General features: G+C 68.0%; 23 protein-coding genes. 13 read left to right on the top strand and 10 right to left on the bottom strand.

What is annotated here, in order from left to right:
* Positions 1–597: transposase (locus G5S38_RS10325; RefSeq protein ID WP_201276659.1), on the bottom strand; the 597-nt coding region annotated here is incomplete at its 3' end.
* 419 nt (positions 598–1,016) lie between these two features.
* On the opposite strand from G5S38_RS10325, the gene G5S38_RS10320 reads away from it, so the two are divergent.
* The 6 genes from G5S38_RS10320 (at position 1,017) to G5S38_RS10295 (ending at position 6,709) form a co-directional block, all read left to right on the top strand.
* Entirely contained in the window at positions 1,017–1,757 is a 741-nt protein-coding gene (locus G5S38_RS10320) for an SDR family oxidoreductase (protein WP_165068150.1), read from the top strand.
* 27 nt (positions 1,758–1,784) lie between these two features.
* A complete protein-coding gene (locus G5S38_RS10315) occupies positions 1,785–2,312 on the top strand; it encodes a GrpB family protein (RefSeq protein WP_165068148.1) in 528 nt (175 codons plus the stop codon).
* 179 nt (positions 2,313–2,491) lie between these two features.
* On the top strand, positions 2,492–3,790 hold the full coding sequence (locus tag G5S38_RS10310) for a lycopene cyclase family protein (RefSeq protein WP_165068146.1): 1,299 nt from the start codon (positions 2,492–2,494) through the stop codon (positions 3,788–3,790).
* Complete coding sequence (locus tag G5S38_RS10305) at positions 3,771–4,874, top strand: Brp/Blh family beta-carotene 15,15'-dioxygenase (protein WP_165068144.1); 1,104 nt, start codon at positions 3,771–3,773, stop codon at positions 4,872–4,874. Before G5S38_RS10310 ends, G5S38_RS10305 begins: the two co-directional genes overlap by 20 nt.
* A gap of 12 nt (positions 4,875–4,886) precedes the next feature.
* Complete coding sequence (locus G5S38_RS10300) at positions 4,887–6,143, top strand: serine/threonine-protein kinase (RefSeq protein WP_165068141.1); 1,257 nt, start codon at positions 4,887–4,889, stop codon at positions 6,141–6,143.
* Entirely contained in the window at positions 6,140–6,709 is a 570-nt protein-coding gene (locus tag G5S38_RS10295; RefSeq protein WP_165068139.1) for a hypothetical protein, read from the top strand. The genes G5S38_RS10300 and G5S38_RS10295 overlap by 4 nt, the downstream gene beginning before the upstream one ends.
* A gap of 81 nt (positions 6,710–6,790) precedes the next feature.
* Here G5S38_RS10295 and G5S38_RS10290 read toward each other — a convergent pair whose 3' ends face one another.
* The 4 genes from G5S38_RS10290 to malQ form a co-directional block, all read right to left on the bottom strand.
* Positions 6,791–7,198 (bottom strand): type II toxin-antitoxin system VapC family toxin, encoded by a 408-nt coding sequence (locus tag G5S38_RS10290; RefSeq protein WP_165068136.1) that lies wholly within the window; start codon positions 7,196–7,198, stop codon positions 6,791–6,793.
* Positions 7,195–7,428, bottom strand: a complete 234-nt coding sequence (locus tag G5S38_RS10285; protein ID WP_165068134.1) for a FitA-like ribbon-helix-helix domain-containing protein — start codon at positions 7,426–7,428, stop codon at positions 7,195–7,197. The genes G5S38_RS10290 and G5S38_RS10285 overlap by 4 nt, the downstream gene beginning before the upstream one ends.
* Positions 7,429–7,463: 35 nt before the next feature.
* Complete coding sequence (locus G5S38_RS10280) at positions 7,464–8,258, bottom strand: hypothetical protein (RefSeq protein ID WP_201276658.1); 795 nt, start codon at positions 8,256–8,258, stop codon at positions 7,464–7,466.
* Positions 8,259–8,343: 85 nt separating this feature from the next.
* Positions 8,344–10,635: a 4-alpha-glucanotransferase gene (malQ, locus tag G5S38_RS10275; protein ID WP_165068132.1), complete on the bottom strand. Its 2,292-nt coding sequence runs from the start codon at positions 10,633–10,635 to the stop codon at positions 8,344–8,346.
* Between the two features lie 128 nt (positions 10,636–10,763).
* Here malQ and G5S38_RS10270 point away from each other — a divergent pair, with 128 nt between their 5' ends.
* Both G5S38_RS10270 and G5S38_RS10265 read left to right on the top strand, forming a co-directional pair.
* Positions 10,764–11,630: an AraC family transcriptional regulator gene (locus tag G5S38_RS10270; RefSeq protein WP_165068129.1), complete on the top strand. Its 867-nt coding sequence runs from the start codon at positions 10,764–10,766 to the stop codon at positions 11,628–11,630.
* 111 nt (positions 11,631–11,741) lie between these two features.
* On the top strand, positions 11,742–12,146 hold the full coding sequence (locus G5S38_RS10265; protein ID WP_165068127.1) for a DUF4259 domain-containing protein: 405 nt from the start codon (positions 11,742–11,744) through the stop codon (positions 12,144–12,146).
* 9 nt (positions 12,147–12,155) lie between these two features.
* Here the strand turns inward: G5S38_RS10265 and G5S38_RS10260 are convergent, their stop codons facing one another.
* Positions 12,156–12,668, bottom strand: a complete 513-nt coding sequence (locus G5S38_RS10260; RefSeq protein WP_165068125.1) for a GNAT family N-acetyltransferase — start codon at positions 12,666–12,668, stop codon at positions 12,156–12,158.
* Between the two features lie 63 nt (positions 12,669–12,731).
* Between G5S38_RS10260 and G5S38_RS10255 the strand changes: the two genes are divergently transcribed.
* Complete coding sequence (locus tag G5S38_RS10255; protein ID WP_165068122.1) at positions 12,732–13,112, top strand: hypothetical protein; 381 nt, start codon at positions 12,732–12,734, stop codon at positions 13,110–13,112.
* Positions 13,113–13,146: 34 nt separating this feature from the next.
* On the opposite strand, the gene G5S38_RS10250 is transcribed toward G5S38_RS10255, so the two are convergent.
* The gene (locus G5S38_RS10250) at positions 13,147–13,425 is read right to left on the bottom strand and encodes a hypothetical protein (protein ID WP_165068120.1); all 279 of its coding nucleotides are present in this window, start codon (positions 13,423–13,425) and stop codon (positions 13,147–13,149) included.
* Positions 13,426–13,567: 142 nt separating this feature from the next.
* Complete coding sequence (locus G5S38_RS10245; RefSeq protein ID WP_165068118.1) at positions 13,568–14,248, bottom strand: SDR family NAD(P)-dependent oxidoreductase; 681 nt, start codon at positions 14,246–14,248, stop codon at positions 13,568–13,570.
* 101 nt (positions 14,249–14,349) lie between these two features.
* On the opposite strand from G5S38_RS10245, the gene G5S38_RS10240 reads away from it, so the two are divergent.
* From G5S38_RS10240 to G5S38_RS10230, 3 genes are all read left to right on the top strand, one after another.
* Complete coding sequence (locus G5S38_RS10240) at positions 14,350–15,192, top strand: helix-turn-helix transcriptional regulator (RefSeq protein ID WP_165068116.1); 843 nt, start codon at positions 14,350–14,352, stop codon at positions 15,190–15,192.
* Positions 15,193–15,384: 192 nt separating this feature from the next.
* Positions 15,385–16,056 carry a GAF and ANTAR domain-containing protein gene (locus G5S38_RS10235; protein ID WP_165068114.1) on the top strand — a complete coding sequence of 224 codons (672 nt, stop codon included), beginning with the start codon at positions 15,385–15,387 and terminating at the stop codon, positions 16,054–16,056.
* Positions 16,057–16,092: 36 nt separating this feature from the next.
* Entirely contained in the window at positions 16,093–16,854 is a 762-nt protein-coding gene (locus G5S38_RS10230; RefSeq protein ID WP_165068111.1) for a GAF and ANTAR domain-containing protein, read from the top strand.
* A 59-nt stretch (positions 16,855–16,913) separates the two neighbouring features.
* Here G5S38_RS10230 and G5S38_RS10225 read toward each other — a convergent pair whose 3' ends face one another.
* Positions 16,914–17,354, bottom strand: coding sequence for a pyridoxamine 5'-phosphate oxidase family protein (locus G5S38_RS10225; RefSeq protein ID WP_165068109.1), 441 nt, complete (start codon positions 17,352–17,354; stop codon positions 16,914–16,916).
* A gap of 186 nt (positions 17,355–17,540) precedes the next feature.
* On the opposite strand from G5S38_RS10225, the gene G5S38_RS10220 reads away from it, so the two are divergent.
* Entirely contained in the window at positions 17,541–18,203 is a 663-nt protein-coding gene (locus G5S38_RS10220) for an HAD family hydrolase (protein ID WP_165068107.1), read from the top strand.
* A gap of 47 nt (positions 18,204–18,250) precedes the next feature.
* Here G5S38_RS10220 and G5S38_RS10215 read toward each other — a convergent pair whose 3' ends face one another.
* Positions 18,251–19,402, bottom strand: coding sequence for a DUF2207 domain-containing protein (locus tag G5S38_RS10215; RefSeq protein ID WP_165068105.1), 1,152 nt, complete (start codon positions 19,400–19,402; stop codon positions 18,251–18,253).
* Between the last annotated feature and the right edge of the window lie 70 nt (positions 19,403–19,472).

The raw sequence follows: 19,472 nt of genomic DNA, 5'->3' as shown, positions 1-19,472 counted from the left end.
GACCTCCCGACGCCCGTCCGCGTTCACCCCGGTCGCGACGAGGACGACGGCGTTGATCACCCGGCCGCCCTCGCGGACCTTCATGGTGAGCGCGTCGGCGGCGACGAAGGTGAACGGTCCCGCATCCCCCAACGGGCGGTGCCGGAACTGCTCGACGTGCTCGTCGAGGTCCGCCGCCATCCTCGACACCTGCGACTTCGACAGGTTGTGAATGCCGAGGGTCTTGACGAGTTTGTCCATCCGGCGGGTGGAGACCCCGGCGAGGTAGCAGTCGGCGACGACGGTGATCATCGCCGCTTCCGCTCGCTTCCGCCGCTCGAGGAGCCACTCCGGGAAATAGGTTCCCGACCGGAGCTTCGGGATGGCGACGTCGATGGTGCCGACGCGGGTGTCGAGCTCGCGCCGCCGGTACCCGTTCCGTTGAGCGGTGCGGTCAGGGCTGGGTTTGCCCCATTCGGCGCCGGCGACAGCATCGGCGTCGGCGGAGAGGAGGGCGTTGATCATGGTCTGCAGCAGACTGCGCATCAGATCTGGGGACGCGTCGGTGAGGGCTTCACCGAGCAGGCCGGCAGGGTCGACAATATGGGGAGCGGTCATCGTGATGATGCCTTTCGAGTCGAGGTAAGAGACTTCTCGAAGGATCACACGGTGACCGCGTCCACGTCTTCACGACGAGCCGGGCCACCGCGGCTACACCACTATGCGGGACTCAACTCGCGATCCACTCGGTCGTTCGTGAAACGGGAGGGTGGGAACCATGAGTTTTTCGTCCGAAACGCGTCGCAAACTAACTCCCTGCAATTGCCGGCTTTCTACGCCCATTTACTTGCTCGGGGAGGCAGCTGACGGCGTGAGGGCCCTCATGTGCATGAAGGAGCCATTGGGACACGGCCCAGGGGGATCGCGGCGACGAAGAAGCCGCGGGGGCCCGGGGCCGCGGACGGCAGCGCACGGTCTGACGGCCCACCGGCGCCGTAGCTGCGGGCGGCGGCATCCATCGCCCTAGACTCCCCCTCATGTCACGACCAGTTGCAGTCATCACGGGGGTCGGACGGCCCGTCGGTATCGGCGCGGGGATTGCCCGCACGCTCATCGCCGACGGGTGGGATCTCGCCGTCAGCTACTGGACGGGGTACGACGACCGGGTCAACGGCGGGGCGGCGGGTCTCGACGCGCTGTTCGAGGAGTTCGGCGATCGTGCGATCGCGGTTCCGGTGGACCTGGAGAGAACGGATGCCGCCTCGACTCTCATGGGTGCGGTCAACGAGCGGCTCGGCACGGTCAGCGCTCTGGTGCTGAGTCACGCGGAGGGCGTGGACTCCAGCATCCTGACCACCACCGTCGAGAGCTTCGACCGGCACTTCGCCGTCAACACGCGGGCGAGCTGGCTGCTCATCGCCGAGTTCGCCCGCCAGATCGGGCCCGACGGCGGCGCGATCGTCGCACTCACGAGCGACCACACGACGCACAACATGCCGTACGGCGCGAGCAAGGGCGCCCTCGACCGCATCGTGATCTCGGCGGCGAAGGAGCTCGGGCACCTGGGCATACGGTCGAACGCGCTGAATCCCGGCCCGGTGGACACCGGGTGGATGACTGAGGAGGTGCGTGCGTCGGGCATCGCGCGGCAGCCGACCGGGCGGCTGGGGACGCCGACCGATGTCGCCGACATGGTGTCGTTTCTGGTTGGGCCGCGCGGTAAATGGGTCACGGGGCAGTTGCTGTACGCCGATGGTGGGTTCGCGGCGAAGTACTGAGCGGGTGCTTGGCGATAGGTTGAAAGCGTGGTGACCGTCCAGCCGTATAGTCCGGACTGGCGCCTGCGTTTCGAGCGAGAGGCAGCCACTCTCGAGATCGCACTGGCTGATTCCGTCACCGCAATCGAGCACGTCGGCAGCACGGCGATACCCGACCTGGCAGCGAAACCCGTGATCGATCTCGCCGCGTGCGCCATCGCCGGTATCGACCCGTTCGCCCTGCAGCCCTCCATCGCGAGTCTTGGCTACAGCGTGTACACGTCTGGGCCGAAGACCCACGCGGTCTACACCAAGAGCAACGACACAGGCAGGACAGCCATCCTGCACGTCTTCACGCCAGAGTCGTGGCCCACCTGCAACCAGAGGGTGTTGCGAGACAAGCTGCTGCATGACGAGAGTGCACGCGAGCGGTACGGGCAGTTGAAGCTTGACTTGGCCGCCTCCGGCCTTGCCGGAATGGACTATACCGCAGCCAAGCTGGAACTGCTGCAGGAGCTACTCGACGAAGAACGAACATCGCGCGGTCTGTCGCTGATCACTGCTTGGGAGAAGTAGCTGCACCTGGGCGTTAACTGAATGCCGCCGGCGGGTTTGCTGCAAAACAACGAGCGGCTCACGGGCGCGTACCCCGTTCCCAGCGGCACGCCGGTGTTCGAGTCCTAACCTGTGCTCATGATGTTGCCGTCAGCCGCCGAGAACGTGGCTACGGCGGTTGGCGAAAGCGCCGGTGCGCGATGACCGTGCAGGACCGCTTCTCGGTCGACAGCCGCTCGGCTTTGCCGCAATCCCTGCGGCTGGAGAAGGTCGAGATTCCGTCGGCGCTCCTCGCCCTCGACACGACACCCGACGTCGTCGACGTGGTCATCCTGGGGGCCGGATGCGCGGGGCTGTCCACCGCAGTCGCCCTCGTCGACGAGGGGTTCGCCGGCAGCATGTGGCTCATCGACGGGCGCACCGACTTCACCGACGACCGCACCTGGTGCTTCTGGAACGTCGACCGCAACCCCTTCACCGACACCGCAATAGGGGCGATGGATGCCTGGTCCGTCCGCTCCAGCGGCGACACCGTCGACAGCGCACAGCCGTCTACGCCATACCTAGTACTGCCCGCGACGACGTTCTACCAGTCGGCACTCGACCGGCTCGGCGAAGCGAGCGCCGACACCGACACGAACCCCGCGGTACACCTGCGGCTCGGCGAACGCGTGCTCGAGCAGGTCGAGGAGGGCGGGGTGACCCGACTCGTCACCGACCGCGGCACGGTGCGCGCCCGCACGGTGATCGACGCGCGCGGGCCCCGAGGGCCGCAGCGGCCGGCGGCATCCACCACTCTTCTGCAGCGTTTCGTCGGGGTGCGCATCCGCACCGGTGCGCCGGTGTTCGACCCCGAGAAGTGCATGCTGATGGATTTCGACGTCGACCAGGCCCGCGGCATGCACTTCATGTACGTCGTTCCGCTGTCGCCGCGTGAGGCGCTCGTCGAGAACGTGTACTTCGCCGACACCGGGCCGACCGAGGCCGGCTACCGAGCGGAGATCGACGCGTATGTCGCCGACCGCTTCGGGCTGGCGCCCGGCGAGTTCGTGGTCGACGGCGTGGAGCGCGGGGTGATTCCGATGACCGATGCGCCGCAGCATCCTGCAACCGGCCCCCGACGGTTCGACGTCGGTTCGGGCGCCGGAGCCACCCGGCCGAGCACGGGGTACGCCTTTCTGCGCATCCAGCGCAGTGCACGCGCGATCGCCCGGGCCGTGGTGCGCGACGAGCCCTACGAGCTGCAGCTGTCGCCGAAGCGCATTCGGGCATTGGATGCCGTCTTCCTGCGCTTTCTGCGCGACCATCCCGAGCGCGGTCCGCTGGTCTTCACCCGCATGTTCACGCGGACTCCCCCGGCCCCCCTCGTGCGCTTTCTGTGCGACACCAGCCGCCCCCGGGATGAACTCCGGCTCATCCTCGCGCTCCCCATCCACTGGTTTCTCGCCGCCGCCGTCAGAACGATCTGGAGCAGGGCCCGTGCGCGCCTCCACCGCTGACCGCAGGGTGGGCGGGGTCGGCGGCGCTGGCGGCTCAGCCGGCGTCGCCGAGGCGCTGCCGGCCGCGGCCCGCTCGGCGTTCGCGCGCCGCTTCACGCTGCCGACCCGCGTGTTGTTCGTCGTTCTCATTGTGGTGTCGCTCGCGGGGGCGCAGATTCCGCTGTGGCTGCAGTACCTGCCGCTGGCGGCGAGCCTGGTGATCTTCGGACTGCCGCACGGTGCCCTCGACCACCTGGTTCCCGCGCGGCTGGCGGGAACGCGGCCCAGCACGCGCTCCATTGCGCGCGTGGTCGTGCTTTACGCGCTGCTCGGCACGGCGACCCTCGCGCTGTGGGCGATCGCCCCGATGCTCGCGTTCGGCCTGTTCATCCTGCTCACCTGGTACCACTGGGGGCAGGGTGACCTGTTCGCGGTGCTTGCCCTCGACGGCGCCCACCACCTCCGATCGCGGGCATCGAAGGCCGCAGCCCTCCTCGTGCGCGGGGCGCTGCCAATGGTCGTGCCGCTCGTCGCGCAGGGAGACACCTACCGTTCTGTGGAGGCGGGGGCCACCTCAGTCTTCGGCGCGACCGGAACGCCGTCGCTGATCCCCGCCGTCGACCCGGCCATCGGCACCGCGCTCATCGTCGGAGCCCTGGTCGCGTACGCCCTGGTCACCGGCATCGCCGCCCGTCGGTCGCGTCAGTCCCGTCGGAGCTGGCTCATCGACATCGCGGACGTCGCCCTGCTCGCGGTGTTCTTCGCCGCCGTTCCCGCGGTACTCGCCATCGGACTCTACTTCTGCCTCTGGCACGCCCTCCGTCACATCATCCGCCTCTCCGGCATCGACCCGGCGAGCACGGCGGACCTCGAGGCGGGTCGCCTGGGTCGCCCGCTATGGCGCTTCGCAGTGGATGCTGCGCCCGTCACGCTCATCGCCCTGGTCATCCTCATCGGGCTGGCGGTCTTCGGCCCGCGTTCCACCGCGGATCCCGAGTACCTCCTCGGCGTCTACCTCGTGCTGCTGTCGGCGTTGACCGTTCCGCACGCCGTCATCGTCACCGTGATGGACGCCCGACAGAGGGTGTGGGTCACGAGGCAATGAGAAGCTTGTTTCATGACTCCTCAGCCTGCGTTCGCGTCAGCCCAGGTCGGGCAGCTACTGGATGGCCGCTATCGCCTCGATGAATTCGTAGGATCGGGCGGAATGGCTACCGTGTTCCGCGCCACCGACGAGCAGCTCGGCCGCACCGTCGCGGTCAAGGTCTTTCCGCCCGGTGTCGCCGATGCTGTCGATGACGCCAGACGGGCATCCGAAATGCGGCTACTCGCCTCGCTGAACCACCCGTCGCTGGTCACCCTGTTCGATGCGAAGGTCGGCGGGCAGGGCTCGGCCTACCTCGTCATGGAGTACGTCGACGGGGAGACCCTCGACGAGCGGATCCAGCGTGGGCCCGTCGACCCGCGCGACGCCGCGTCGCTCGCCGCCGACATCGGTGAGGCACTGCATGTGGTGCACCGTGCCGGGATCATCCACCGCGACGTCAAACCGTCGAACATCCTGATGCGGCCGCCGCTGTCGGCCAACCACTCGTTCCGCGCCACGCTGGCCGACTTCGGCATCGCGTACCTCGTTGACACTACCCGGGTCACCGCGACCGGCACGGCCATCGGCACCGCCGCCTACATCGCGCCGGAGCAGGCCCGCGGTGCAGCGCCGACGCCCGCATCGGATGTCTACGCGCTCGGCCTCGTTCTCATCGAGGCACTCACCGGGCGGCGCGCATTCGCAGGCCACACGCCGGTGGAGTCGATCGCGGCCCGGTTGTCGGTGTCGCCCGAGATCCCCCACCAGTTCGGGCAGGGCTGGTATGCGCTACTCACCGCAATGACGGCGATCGACCCGGAGGGGCGCCCGGCCGCGCTCGAGGTGTCGACGCGTGGGCGGGTGCTCGACGCCGACGGCGGCGGGGCGGAGACGCGCACGGTGCCGGTGGTGGGTGACAACGCCACGAGGGTCATGCCGAGTCACGGCGACGACGCGGCAACCACGCCGTACGTGCCTGGGGCCGCGGCTGCCTCTGCGGCGGCTGCCTCCGCTCCCACCCTCGCGTACACGCCGACGCCCGCGGCTGTTCCCACGAGAACAGAGCCGATGCGCGCGGCCGCAGTCGACACACCAGCGACCAGAAAGGCCCGAACGTCGCGGGCGAAGCCCATCGCCCTCACGGTAGCGATCGTCGGCCTTCTCTTCGCGATCTTCGGCATCATCCGGTTCGTGGACGCCGTGAATCCTCCCCAGCCCGACCTTCCCGTCATCGGCGAGCCACTCGACACCAACCTCCAGCAGCTGCTGGATGAGGTGACGCCATGATGCGGCTGCGATCCACAGCGGTCGCCGCCATCGTCGCCGGCACGCTGCTTCTCGGCGGATGCGCGGCCGATGACGGAGACCTCGACGCGGCGATCTCCTGGCAGATGCAGGATGGGGTGGTCGCGGTCGCCGACGCGGCAGCGGCCGGCGATACCGAAGGTGCCCTCGGGCAGCTCGACACCCTGCAGGCGCAACTGGTGGCCGCGCAGGCAGAAGGCACCGTGAGCGAGACCCGCGCCGCCAGCATCCAGGCCGCTATCGACCTGGTGCGGTCAGACCTGCAGACTCCCGCGCCCGCCACCGAGCCGTCGCCGAGTGAGTCGGCACCCAGCGAGCCGACGCCGAGTGAAGAGCCGACGCCCAGCGAGACGCCAACGCCGACGCCGAGCCAGGAGGCGCCGCCGGCGCCGTCCGAGCCAGGCCCTCCGTCGCCATCCCGTGAGACCGAAGACGAGAGAGAACAGCGCGAAGACGCCGAAGACGACGCCCGCGAGCGGGCCGAAGAGAAGGCCGACGACGAGGCCGAACGGGAAGCCGAGAAGCGGGACCGCGAGAACGAGAACTAGTCGGTCAGCTGAGCCTGAATTGCGGGAGCCCGTTGTCGGCTTCGCGGCTTTGGTAACAGCAGCGCTGCATCCACCCTTCGACTACGTGCCGACCACATCGAAAGCGCATGTCGATCCCGGAGCTCGCGCAAGCCGCTGATCTGCCGTGATCAAAGTCGCGTCGAGCCGTTCGGCCAGAGCGACGTACGCGGCGTCGTAGGTGCTCATGTTGTGGCCGAGCAACCATGACCGTTGGGCCAGCACGCGAAAAGGCCATAGCTCGATCGGCAGGCTCCAAAATCCGTCGACTGCCAGAAGCGCTTCGGTCTCGCTGAGCGAACCGGAGTTCCTCCGGCGGCGAAGCACGTTGGTGACCTCGATGGGCAGGTGATCGGGCGCGTGCAGTTCCGCGCCGCTCAGTTTCGATGCGATCGACGAGCCGACCGCTGCCGGATGCGTGAGCAGCAACACGACCGCCGACGCGTCAACCACGAAACGGGGAGCACTCACTTGCGGTCTGCGTCGATGGCCTCGAGTATCTCTGCGGTGTTCACAGAGGGATAGTGCACGGCCCGCGCCCTGATTTCGGCAATGGCGTCGTCGATAGATGGACGGTCAGCGAGTTCTCGCAACTGCAGGGACAGATACTCCTGCAACGAGCGACCGGATCGCGCCGCCCGCGCAGCAAGGGTGTCTCTGACGGCGTCGGGCACGTCGCGGATAGTAATCGAGATGGCCATGCTGCTATTTTCGCAGCACGACAGTCATACTGCAATCAACGGTCATGTCGATCGACTTCGGGCATGTTGCGAGTGGTCGGTGCCGTGCCGGTCGGCGGGCGAGCTGCCGAAGCATCCACCTTGATCTCATCGGGCTGCGGCGGTGCCTCGGGCCGCAGAAAGTATGCGCCCAGTGACCCGGCCAGTGTTGCGAATACGACCACGGAGTAGACCGCCAGAGTCACCTGCAGCAGCCGCACGAGCGTTCCGTCACTGTCGATCGCCGCGCCTGTGATGGTCGCCATTGCGGCCTGGAACAGCGCGTCGCCGTAGTTCATCGAGTCGTCGAGAACGAAAAGCAGCTGACTCGACGCGAGAACGACGACGGCGGTCACGGCGGCGAGCCAGGCGATGCGGTTGGAGAGCAAGCGGCCCGCCGAGCGGGATCCGCGCACCCCGGCCGAGAGCACTCCGCCCAGGCGCGCCACCCGGGCGACCCGCGCGAACCGGAACAGCGCCAATGCCCGAAAGAACCGCAAGAACGGCAGCGCCAGAAACAGCACCTGCCACCAGTGCCGCCGCCAGAACAGCGCGCTATAGCCCGCGATGTGTGCCCGCAGGATGAACTCGGCCACGAACACCGCCCAGAACACCCAGCCGAGCACCGACAGGGTGGTGACGAGCCACGGTGCTTCGGCGATGTTCTGGCCGAGCACAACGAACAGAAAGATCAGGCCGAGCACGCCCATCGGGCGGTCGAGCCGTGCGGCCACGATCTCGGAGCGGCTTTCGCGAACTTCGGTGGCGGTCTCGGTGCCGTCTTTCGTGCCGATCTTGGGTGCGGCGGTCACTGCGCGCTCCCCCGCTGCACCGTGGGCTCGACTCGGCTCTCGGGCCCGTCAGCCCACGGTGCGCAGCGGTTCGGCACGTGCTCTCTCAGACCGCGGTGTGGTCGGTGGTGTCGGGAACGGCGCGCGCGGCATCCGCGATCGCATCTTCTGGGCGCGGTTCGACGGGGTCGCCCGCCGCTGCCGCGGTCGACGCAGCGGAGCCGGCTGCCTGCGCACCGAGCGTGGGCACCACCCGCCCCGCGGTCATCGCGGTCGCCAGAGCCGCCGCACTCGTCGACGCCATGACGTCTTCGAGCCGGAGCGGGGTGCCGTCGGGTCCGGAGAGTGGGATGCGCCAGTTCGGGTACTCGTCGAGCGTGCCGGGCTGGTTCTGGGTGCGGCGGTCGCCGACGGCGTCGGTCAACGCGATGTTGAGCAGGCGCGACGGGGCTAGCGCGAGGTAGCGGTGCAGCGCAGTGATGGTCTCGGTCACCGATGCGTCGTCGGCCAGCAACCCGCGGCTGCGGATCTCGTCGAGCCAGCTCGCGCGCTCGGCTTGATCGGCCGCCGCTTCTTCTTCTACCGGGCGGGTCAGTAGCCCGAGCCGGTCGCGCAGCTTTACATGCTCCCCCGCCAGGTACCCGGCGTTCGGCGGAAGGTCATGCGTCGTCACCGACGCCAGGCACAGCTCGCGCCACTTCTCGGCGGGCAGCGGATCGCCGTTCTCGTCGCGTTCGAACCACAGGATCGAAGTGCCCAGGATGCCGCGTTCCAGAAGGTAATCGCGGGCGGACTGCTCAACGACACCGAGATCTTCTCCCACGACCACCGCGCCGGCCCGGTGCGCCTCGAGCGCGAGCACGCCGATCATCGCTTCGTGGTCGTAGCGCACATAGGTGCCCTGGTCGGGAGTGCGGCCGGCCGGCACCCACCACAGGCGGAACAGCCCGATGATGTGGTCGATGCGCACGCCGCCCGCGTGCCGCAGCACATTGGCGATGAGGTCGCGGAACGGCGCGTACGCAAGCTCGGCCAACTTGTCTGGGCGCCACGGCGGCTGCTGCCAGTCCTGCCCGAGCTGGTTGAACGCGTCCGGCGGTGCACCGACCCGCATGCCGGTCGCGTACGCGTCGCGCAGTCGCCATACGTCGGCGCCGCCCGGGTGCACGCCGACCGCGAGGTCGTGCATGATGCCGAGCGACATGCCCGCATTCACGGCCTTGCCCTGTGCACGCTGCAGCTGCTCGTCGAGCAACCACTGCAGCCACATCTCGAAGTCGATCTCGGAGCCGTGTTCGGCGGCGAATCGGGCGACCTCGAGCCCCGTGGCATCCCGAAGCCCCTCGGGCCAGACGCGGGCATCGTTGCCGTTGTGAATCGCGAGAACGCTCCAGGTCGCGAACTGGCGAAGGCCCGCACCCTGCCGCTGGCAGTACGCGGCGAAGTCGAGCTCTCGTCCGGCGCGGCGGGGTGCTGCGTACAACACCTGCAGGGCCTCGCGCTTCGCCGTCCAGGAGGTGTCGCGGTCGATCACGTCGGCGGTGTCGAGGCGTTCGTGAACGGATGCTGCGAGCCCATCGATGCGCGCCCGGCCCTGGTCATCGAGCCAGGCATACTCGGACACGTCCTCGATCCGCAGGTACAGCGGGTTGAAGAACCGCCTGGACGACGGCAGGTACGGCGACGGCTCCAGCGGCACCACGGGCTCTGCCGCGTGCAGCGGGTTGATGAGTACGTAGTCGGCGCCGAGCTCCGATGCCGACCACACCGCCATGTCGGTCAGGTCGGTGAGGTCTCCGACGCCCCAGGACTGCGCCGACCGCACGCTGTAGAGCTGCGTCGCGAAGCCCCACGAGGAGCCGTCCTTGAGGGTGGCGGGCAGCCCGAGCCACGGCGGGGTGACGATGAGGGTGGTCTCGGCGGTGTGGGTTTCGGCGGTGCGAGCCTCGCCCGTCTCGGTCGGGGGCGTGGATGCTGCGCTCACCGTGTGATAGCCGAGGGGCAGGTCTGCGGGCAGCGGGATCAGCACCTCATCCACGACGTCGCCGTCGACCGTGCGGTGCTCGCGTGGGGTGCCCGGATCGGCGAGCATTCGGGTCGACCCGCTCTCGAGGTGCAGGTCGACGGTCACTGTGGAGCCGTGCGGCACGTGCACGGTCAGGCTCGCGGTGTCGCCCCGCGTGACGACGTGCGAGGGCGGCAGCATCCGTCGCCACCCTGCCTCGGTCTTGGCGGCGATGGCAGCCGCGGGGTCGGATGCATCGACGCCCATCGCGGCGAGCACTTCGACGATGGCGTCGTCAGGAACCTCGACGACGTCGTCTTTCCAGTTCTCGAACGAGGTGGAGACGCCGTAGGCGTGCGCGAGGTCGTGCAGGGGTGACGTGGGAGGGGTCATCTGCCAATTGTCGCGGAGTTGCGGGGTGGGGCGAAAACGTGGGGGTCCCGTTTGATTCAATCGGACCGCGATAGTCGGGTGCGCGGATGGTGCTCGCGTCAGGATTGAGACATCGAAAGGGGGCAACCGTGATCGCGGAACTCAACCGGCTCGTCGAGTACATCGACGGGCACCTCACCGAGGAACTCGAAGTCGCCCAGCTCGCCAGCACGCTTGGCACGACGGAGTACCACCTGCGGCGGATGTTCTCGTCGCTGGCCGGGATGCCATTGTCGGAGTACGTGCGCCGGCGCAGGATGTCGGTCGCGGCGGCCGAAGTGCTGGGCGCCGATGACCTGTTGGGCATCGCCGTGCGTTACGGGTACGGCTCGACCGAGGCATTCGGTCGGGCATTCCGCGCCGTGCATGGCGCCGGTCCGAGCGACGTGCGGCGTGACGGCGGACCCCTTCGAGCACAACCGCAGATCAGGTTTCGCCTGACAATAGAAGGGAACAGCACCATGGACACTCGCATCGCCGAACCACCCGCCTTCCGGCTCATCGGGCACTCGGCCCGGGTGCCGCTCATTCACGAAGGCATCAACCCGCACATCCAGGAGCTGATCACGTCACTCCCCCAGGCCGAGCACGCGCGACTCAAGCAGTTGAGCAACACCGAGCCGCCGGGACTGCTGCAGGTGACGGCGGATGTCGACCCGGACTACGTCGAGGGAACGCACCTGACCTACCTGCACGGCGTGGCAGTGGATGCCTCTGCCGATGTGCCGCAAGACCTCGACGTGATCGAGGTGCCCGAGGGCGAGTGGGCGGTGTTCCGCACGGAGGGCCCGCACCCGGCGGCGCTGCAAGAGACCTGGGCCGCGACCGCTACCGACTGGTTCCCGTCGAACCCGTGGCGGCTACGCCCGGGGCCGTCGATCGTGGCGGTGCTCGACCGTTCCGAGGACTTCAGCACCGCGACCTGCGAGCTGTGGTTGCCGGTCGAGCGGGAGTAGGCGAGGTCGCCGGGTGCCACTCGTGCCGGCGGTTGCTCCGAATTGACGAAGGGGACCCGAAGCGTCCCCTGATGGGCGCGAAATACGCCTTCTCTCAACTACTGTCGGCGCATGGGGACATGGAGTGGGGAACCGTTCGGCAACGACGCGGCTGGCGATTTCGGGTGGGAACTCGACGACCAGAAGCGCTGGAACGTCGTGAAAGACGCACTGCAACGCGCGGTGAGCAGCGGTGCGCCGCTCGACGCCGACACCGCGTGTATCGCGATCGCCGCCGCCGAGGTGGTTGCCCACGGGTTGGGACGTCCGACCCAGAACGACGCGTATACCGACAGTGCGGTCAACTTCGTCGCGCGGGCACGCAGACCGTCCGCACGTCTTGCCGCGACGGCAGCCCGCGCGGTCGAGGTCGCGTCGTCGCCCGATGGTGAGCTCGCGGAGCTGTGGGCGGAGGGTGACGAGCAGGAGTGGCGTGACGCGAACGCCCGGCTGCTCGCCGCGCTGACAGGGCGATAGCCCGCTGAGTCAGTGCCGGGTGAGCTTGCGGCTCATCTCGAACTCGCGCTGCGTGACATCGAGGGGGTAGGGCTCGGTGTGGCCGGTTAGCGTGTACCCGCGGCGTTCGTAGAACGCTCGCGCTCGGTCGTTGTTCTCGTGCACGGACAACTTCAGTTCGTCGGCGTGCTGCGCCGCCCAATCCTCGATCTGGTCGAGCAGGGCGTCGGCGACGCCGGCGCCGCGTCCTCGATGGGACGGCGCGACGTAGACGCCCAGCAGCATCGGGGGCTCCGCGGGGTCGAAGAATGACGCTCGCATCGTCCCGACCCAGCGTCCGGTGTGATCGATGGCGACCAGGGCCGTGCCGGTGTCAGAGGTTCCGCGTTCTCCGCGCATGCGCCACTCTGCTTCGTTGTGCTGGAGCGCAGCATCCACTGTCTCGACATATGCCTCGGGAGTGTCGCGCAGCATCTCGAGTCGAAGATCGCGAACCTGCTGCCAGTCGTCGGCTGTCGTCGGTCGGATAGTGACGTCTTTCATATTTCGAGCCTACGAGCGGACGCGAGCTCGCCTCGCAACACATGCGCTCGATAGCGTGGATGCATGAACCCGACGTGGATCGAACACCGACGTTTAGACGACGGCGAGGTCGTGGGCTGGATGGAACCCGTCGGTGACGGCTTCGTCGCCTTCGACCTCCTCGGGCGGCGGCGCACTGACGTCGTGGACTGGATGGTCGCCGAGGAGACGCTCGACTCGATCGGGCTGGCGTTCCTCGCCGAAGCGTATGCGCTGCGGCGCGATGATGGCAGCTGGCTGCGGGTGCGGATCGCCGAGGTGTCGACGACCGGGATCCGCGTGAAGAAGGACGACTGGGGCGACATGAGCGCGCCACAGGTGTACTACTCGGTGGCGTTTCCGGTGAGCGAGGAGCAGTTGCGTCCGCTGTCGCGTGAGGAAGCGGCATCCATCGGGCCCTTCTGAGAGGGCTCAGCGGCGCGATACCCGGGTAGTGGGGCTAGGCGAGATACGTGTCGAACTCGTCCCACGGCACGAAGGGCGTGCTGCCGTTCCAGTCGGAGTCGGCGCCGTCTTCGGAGATGTGGCGGTGCTCGAACAGCAGCGGCACTCCTGGCGTGACGAGGGCGTCTACGCGGTCGGTGCCCGCGGTGGGGATCTCGATCACGCCGCCGCCGTCACGGACGGTGGCGAGGAGCTCGGCCTGGAAGGCGTCGATATCGACGTCGACGCGCAGCAGGAAGCGGTGAGTGCCAATGGTCAGAGTGGTGAGTTCCATACGTATTGCGTTCCCTTGGTTGCCGATCAGCCTAGGCCCCACGAGGCCGGGTCGGCTGGGAGAGGAGCGGTTGGCAGCCGGGGTGGTCCGGTGCACGCGGCGCATCGTACGACCCCGGCTGCCGGGAGGAACTAGCGCGCTGTCAGTACTCGATGCGACCGTGCCGGTTGTGGAACTCCCCCGTGGGGCCGTCGGCGCCGACGAGCGCGAGCATCACCGTCGCGTCGGTACCCTCGGTCACGGTCTGGTGCCCGCTGTGGTGGTTGAAGTCCGTGGAGGTGTATCCCGGGTCGCTCACGTTGATGCGAAAAGTCGGCAGGTTCTTGGCGTACTGCACGGTGAGGGCGATGACGGCAGCCTTGGATGCCGCATACGGAATGGCAGGCACGGGAAATTCATCGTGTCCTTCGGTGCTCAGGAAGCGCGGCCAGCCGACCCCGGACGCGACGTTGACGATGACCGGGTTGTCAGACAGCCGCAGGAGCGGGAGTGCGGCCTGGGTCACCCGCACGATACCCAGCACGTTGATGTCGAGCACCTCCTGCATGGCGTCGGGGGTCAGGTCGTCGACGCCGAACGAGGTGCCGAGGATGCCTGCGTTGTTGACGAGCACGTCGAGTTCGGGCAGCGAGGTGAGCGCGGCGTGGACGCTCGCCTCATCGGTGACGTCGAGTTGCACGGGGATGGCGCCGAGGGCGCGAGCATCGGCGCCGTTCGCGAGCTCCCGCATCCCGGCATACACGGTGTGGCCGGCGTCGATGAGTCGGCGAGCGGTTTCGAGGCCGAGGCTCTTGTTGGCCCCGGTGATGAGTGTTGTTGTCATGTGCCCATCCTGAGCGCTGCGCGTCGGAGCCCACAGGCACCCTGTGACGGGAGGACTGTCAGTACCACTCTCGGTCGTCGCGAGTGACGCAGGATGGGGGAATGAGTGAATTCGCCAACGTGCTGAGGTCGTGGCGCGACCGCGTGAACCCGGCCGATGTGGGCCTCCCCGCCGGTGGCGGGCGACGCACCAGCGGGCTCCGACGCGAAGAACTGGCGGCCCTCGCCGGCATCAGCGTCGACTACATCGTGCGGCTCGAGCAGGGCCGGGCAGTGAACCCGTCTCCGCAGCTGCTGAGGGCATTGGCAATCGCCCTGCGGCTCAGCGACAGCGAACGTGACCACCTGTACCGGGTGGCGGGGGCGGCGCCGCCCTCTGCCGACGTGGTTCCGCAACACATCAGTCCTGGGGTGCAGCGCATCGTCGACCGGTTGAGCGACGTGCCGATGGCCGTATTTACCGCGACCCACGACATCATCCTGTGGAACCCGCTGTGGGCGGCCATCAACGGCGACCCGTCGACGTACTCGGGCATCGAGCGCAACCTGGTGTGGCGACACTTCACGTCGGGACACGACGGAACCGAATTCGACGCCCAGCACGAGGAGGACTTCGCCAGCGACCTGGCCGCAGACCTGCGTACGGCCGTCGGGCGATACCCGCGTGATCGGGCGCTTGCCCAGCTCGTTGCGCGCCTGCGTTCGGAGAGCACCGAGTTCGAGCGTCGGTGGGCCGAGGCCAAGGTGGCAGAGCACCGCTCGAGCCGCAAGACGGTGACGAATACTCCTGTCGGGCCGATCCTCGTCGACTGCGACGTACTGACCGCCCCCGGCAGCGATCTGCGCATCGTCGTCTACACGGTTGCGCCGGGCACGACGGACGAGGCCAGGCTCGACCTACTGCGGGTGACCGGACTGCAGACCCTGGTGACGTCGGCGGACTGACGCACGGGCGGAGCCACACCGCGCTGGCTCGAGATCGACCCGCCTGCCGTCATGGGCTGGCGTACTGTTGTCGTGGTACCTCAGACCCCGGTACCGACTTCTTTTGCGATCGGTGTCGGAGGACGGGTGTGTGGGGTTGCGGGGGTCTGCGAGAACCTGGTCTGGTGTGGCGCGGCGATGTGGTGACCCCCGGTGAGTAAGCCCTCCGAGCAGTCAGCGAACACCGCTGAACTCTGCATGCCGTTCATCGAACTGCTGCCCATCTCGGGCGCCGCAGTGTCGGTCGTCGACCAGAGGGGTCTGCAGGTCAGCGTGGCCGCGAGCGACGACGTCGCCGCGCGGCTCGAAGAGCTGCAGTTCGACCTCGGTGAGGGGCCGCAATTCGATTGCGTGCGATCCGGCAAGCCCGTACTGGTATCAGACGTGAACGATGCCCTCGGAATCCCGTGGCCCATGTTCCAGCGGGGAGCGTCGTCGCTCGCGGTCGGCGCCATCTTCACGCTGCCGCTGCGCATGGGTGCGGTGACCGTAGGGGCAGTGACCCTCCACCGCGAACGACCCGGCCCGCTGACCGGCCAGGAGTTGCTCGAGGCAACCACCCTGGCTGCGGCAATCACCGGGGTGGCCGTCGAGCGGGCATTCCATGCCATCTACCGCGACGAAGACGACGAGACGGTCCACCATCCGGGGATACGCCGTGACGTTCACCAGGCCACGGGCATGATCCTCGTGCAGCTCGACATCTCTGCGACCGAAGCATTTGCCCGGCTCCAGGCACGCGCCTTCTCGATGGGCACGAGCGTGCAGGCGGTGGCGCTCGACGTGCTCGAACACCGACTCGATTTTTCCGACCTCCCCGATTGAGACAGCTCGTGAAGACAGCTGAGAAAGCAGACCGCCGTGATTGAGACCACCCGCGAGGCGCAGCTCAGCGCCGCCTTCGCCAAGATCGCCAAGACACTGACCACCGACTTCGACCTGGTCGACCTATTGCAGACCCTCGCCGAGGAGTGCGCCGCGATACTCGATGTCGACGCGGCCGGAATCATGCTCGTCGACTCCACCGGTGAGCTGCAGCTGATCGTCTCCACCAGCGAGGAAGCCAGCCTCGTCGAGGTCATGGCCCTGAACGCCGGATCAGGTCCGTGCGTCGACTGCTTCACCACTGGTGAACCGGTCACCGTCGGCGACATCGCGAACTCGGGAGGCCGGTGGCCCGAATTCGCGCAAGAGTCAGCGCGGACTGGCTATAAGTCGTTTCATGCCACTCCCCTGCGCCTGCGCAACCGAGTCATCGGCGTGCTGAACCTGTTCGGCACAGAGGTCGGGGCGCTGAACGACCAGGACATCGCCGTGGCCCAGACCCTCTCCGACGTATCGGCGATCGGGCTGCTGCAGGAGCCGAACATCGCCGACACGATGATCATCGCCCGGCAGCTGCAGCAGGCGATCAACGCCCGCATCCTGATCGAGCAGGCGAAGGGTGTCGTCGCCCAGCTGACGAAGGTTCCGATGACCGACGCGTTCTCGCTCCTGCGCGCGTATGCCCGCGAGCACGACATGACCCTGAAGGCGGCGTCGCAGGCCGCCATCGACCGGGACGTCACGGCGACAGCGCTCGACGAGTTGCGTGCGAAGGCCGAGGGGTCAGACGCTCAGTAGGGGTGGTGCGGGGTCGCGATGCGAGGTGCGCGGGGTCGTGATTGGGCTGGTACGACACACTAGCGCGTCGTGCGGAACCGCTTTCCGGTGACCGTGCGGGGCGTGAGCTCGAAGTAGTTCCACTTCTCGGGTCCGGTCATCGTGGTGAGGGCCAGCACACCGGATTCGTGGATCTGCGCGTCATCGTTCAGCCGGTGCGCCTCGCCACGGATGACGACGCTGAACCGCTTGCCGCCGTCGGTCCCGTCAACCTCGACGGCGACCGCGGGATGCTCGGTGAGGCTCACGATCTTCTTGCCCGGCGCGCTGCGAAAGAACACCGATCCGGACTTCGCGAGGTAGTTGATCGGAAAGATGTCGGGGCCGAGGTCATCGGTGACCGCGAGCCGCGCGATGCTGTTTGCGGCGAGGAGGCGCCAGCACTCGTCTGCGTCGATCGACTCGGGCTCACCGACCGGGGCCGTGGTCGAAGCGGGGGTGATGCCGGGGTTGATCGTCAATGCGTGTCCTCTGGTTGCGTGCGTGCATATCCAGTCTCGGCGCGCATCGGTGCTGCGGGCAGAGGCTTAGGTCCCGCCCACGGGGTAGCTTCGAAATGTGGTCGACCGTCGTGGTGGCCGGGGCGCGTGCGGTGACCGGCGCCGCGGCATCCACGGTCGAATGAATGTCGAAAGGAACGAGTCGCCGTGAACGAACATTTCGACCTGGTCATCTTCGATTGCGACGGGGTGCTGGTCGACAGCGAGGTTCTGGCCGTCCAGATCGACCAGCGCGCCCTTGCCGAAGTGGGGTGGGAACTCTCGATCGACGAGATCGTGCACCGGTTTCTCGGCAAGTCGTCGGCGACGTTCACCGCAGAAGTCGAGGCACACCTGGGGCGCGCACTGCCGGCGGACTGGGACGCCAAGTACAACGCGGCCTATTTCGAGGCGTTCGAAACCAGCCTGCAACCGGTCGACGGAATCCACCAGGCGCTCGACGCCATTGCCGCCCAGACCTGCGTCGCATCGAGCGGCGGGCACGAAAAGATTCGCAAGACACTCGGCCTGACGGGGCTCTACCCGCGGTTCGACGGACGCATCTTCAGCGCCACCGAGGTGGAGCACGGCAAGCCCGCGCCCGACCTGTTCCTGCACGCCGCGTCGCGAATGGGCGTCGAGCCCGAGCGATGCGTCGTGGTCGAGGACAGCAAGTATGGCGTGCAAGCTGCCCACGCGGCGGGAATGCACGCGTTCGGGTACGCCGGCGGACTCACCCCGCCCGACTGGCTGCACGCGGAGGGCGCAACCGTCTTCACCTCGATGGCGGAGCTGCCCGAGCTGCTGTTCGCGCACGGTCCGCGGGGGTAGCTGGGGCCGGGTGCGGGGGTGCTTGCGTGATGCGGGTCGCGTTCGGGTCAGTTGCTGCTGCCGCCGCCGCCTCCGTCGCCGCCACCGCCGCCAAAGCCGTCACCTGCTCCACCGTTGTTCCAACCCTGCCCGCCGAGCGGCCAGTATCCGAGCTTCGAGTAGCTGCTCCCGGCCGCCGCCGCTCGTGCTTCGTGAGCCCCGTCCGACGAGCCGCCGTAGGCGCGCCCGCGGCCGCCCATCGAGCGGATGTCACCTGATACCGAGACATTCGCGAACGTCTCGGCGAATCCGATCAGCACGGGAACGTCGATGGATGCCGCGGCTCCCCCGTCGCGCGCCAACCCCGCGAGTGACTGCGCCCACTCGGTCTCGTGCCCGAACAGAACGGACCACCCGAGCAACCGCTCGGTCTGCCGCAGAACGTCACCGGGTGCGGACGCGGCCTTGCGCAGCATCCGCACCCTCTCATCGTGGGCAAGCGCGACGTACGTCCGCACGCCCAGCACGTCGTCGCGCGCCTCGCCGCCGGCGATGGTGAGCCCGCCGTGCCGGAGCACGGTGAACAGGGCCGTCGCAAGTGCGAACAGCGCAACCGGGATGACGGCGGCCGATCCGATGACCGTCACGACGGCGAGGAGTGCCAGTTGGACGATCAGGAGGGCCAGGCGCCAACGGCGGCGTGCGGGGTCGATCAACCCGCGGCTGACGAGCTGGTGGTCGGCCATCGCCTGCGCGATCGCCAGACGCTGCATGAGTAGTGCGTCGCGCGGGTCGACGCGGGCTTCATCGCCCGGATTCGCTTCGTCGCCGAAGATGGCGCGGTACGTGGCGTGCTCGACCTTGTTGTCGTGGAGGGTGCCCTCGCGGGGTGCAGGGTTCGGGGGAACGTTCGCGTCTGACGGGTTCGTCGCCTGCGCGGGCACCCGGGCAATCAGCACGTACGGCGTATCCGGCGAGGTCGGGGGCAGCACGTCGAGGGCGCCCCGCACCGCGAGGTCGACGATCTGGGCACCGACACCGCCGCGTTTCGCGCCCAGCAGGGTGGCTGCCGAGAGCACGCTGAGGTCGTGGGGAGGCTCGAAACGGGCAGCGATGTTTCGCGTGCGACCCGGTGCGTTCAAAAATGCGATGGCCGCCAGAACGGCGAGAATGGCGCTGGTAATCAGCACAGCGATGGCGGTGACGTCTTCCCCGGACATTCTCCGAGGGTACGCGGCGCCCTCGATTTGGCAAGGAGGCTCACTTTTGGGATGCGGCCACCCCACGGGC

This window comes from Marisediminicola senii (assembly GCF_011057645.1).
Taxonomy (GTDB): Bacteria; Actinomycetota; Actinomycetes; order Actinomycetales; family Microbacteriaceae; genus Marisediminicola; species Marisediminicola senii.
The sequence above is the reverse complement of the archived record's forward strand: the minus strand, read 5'-3'. Positions and strand labels throughout refer to the sequence as shown.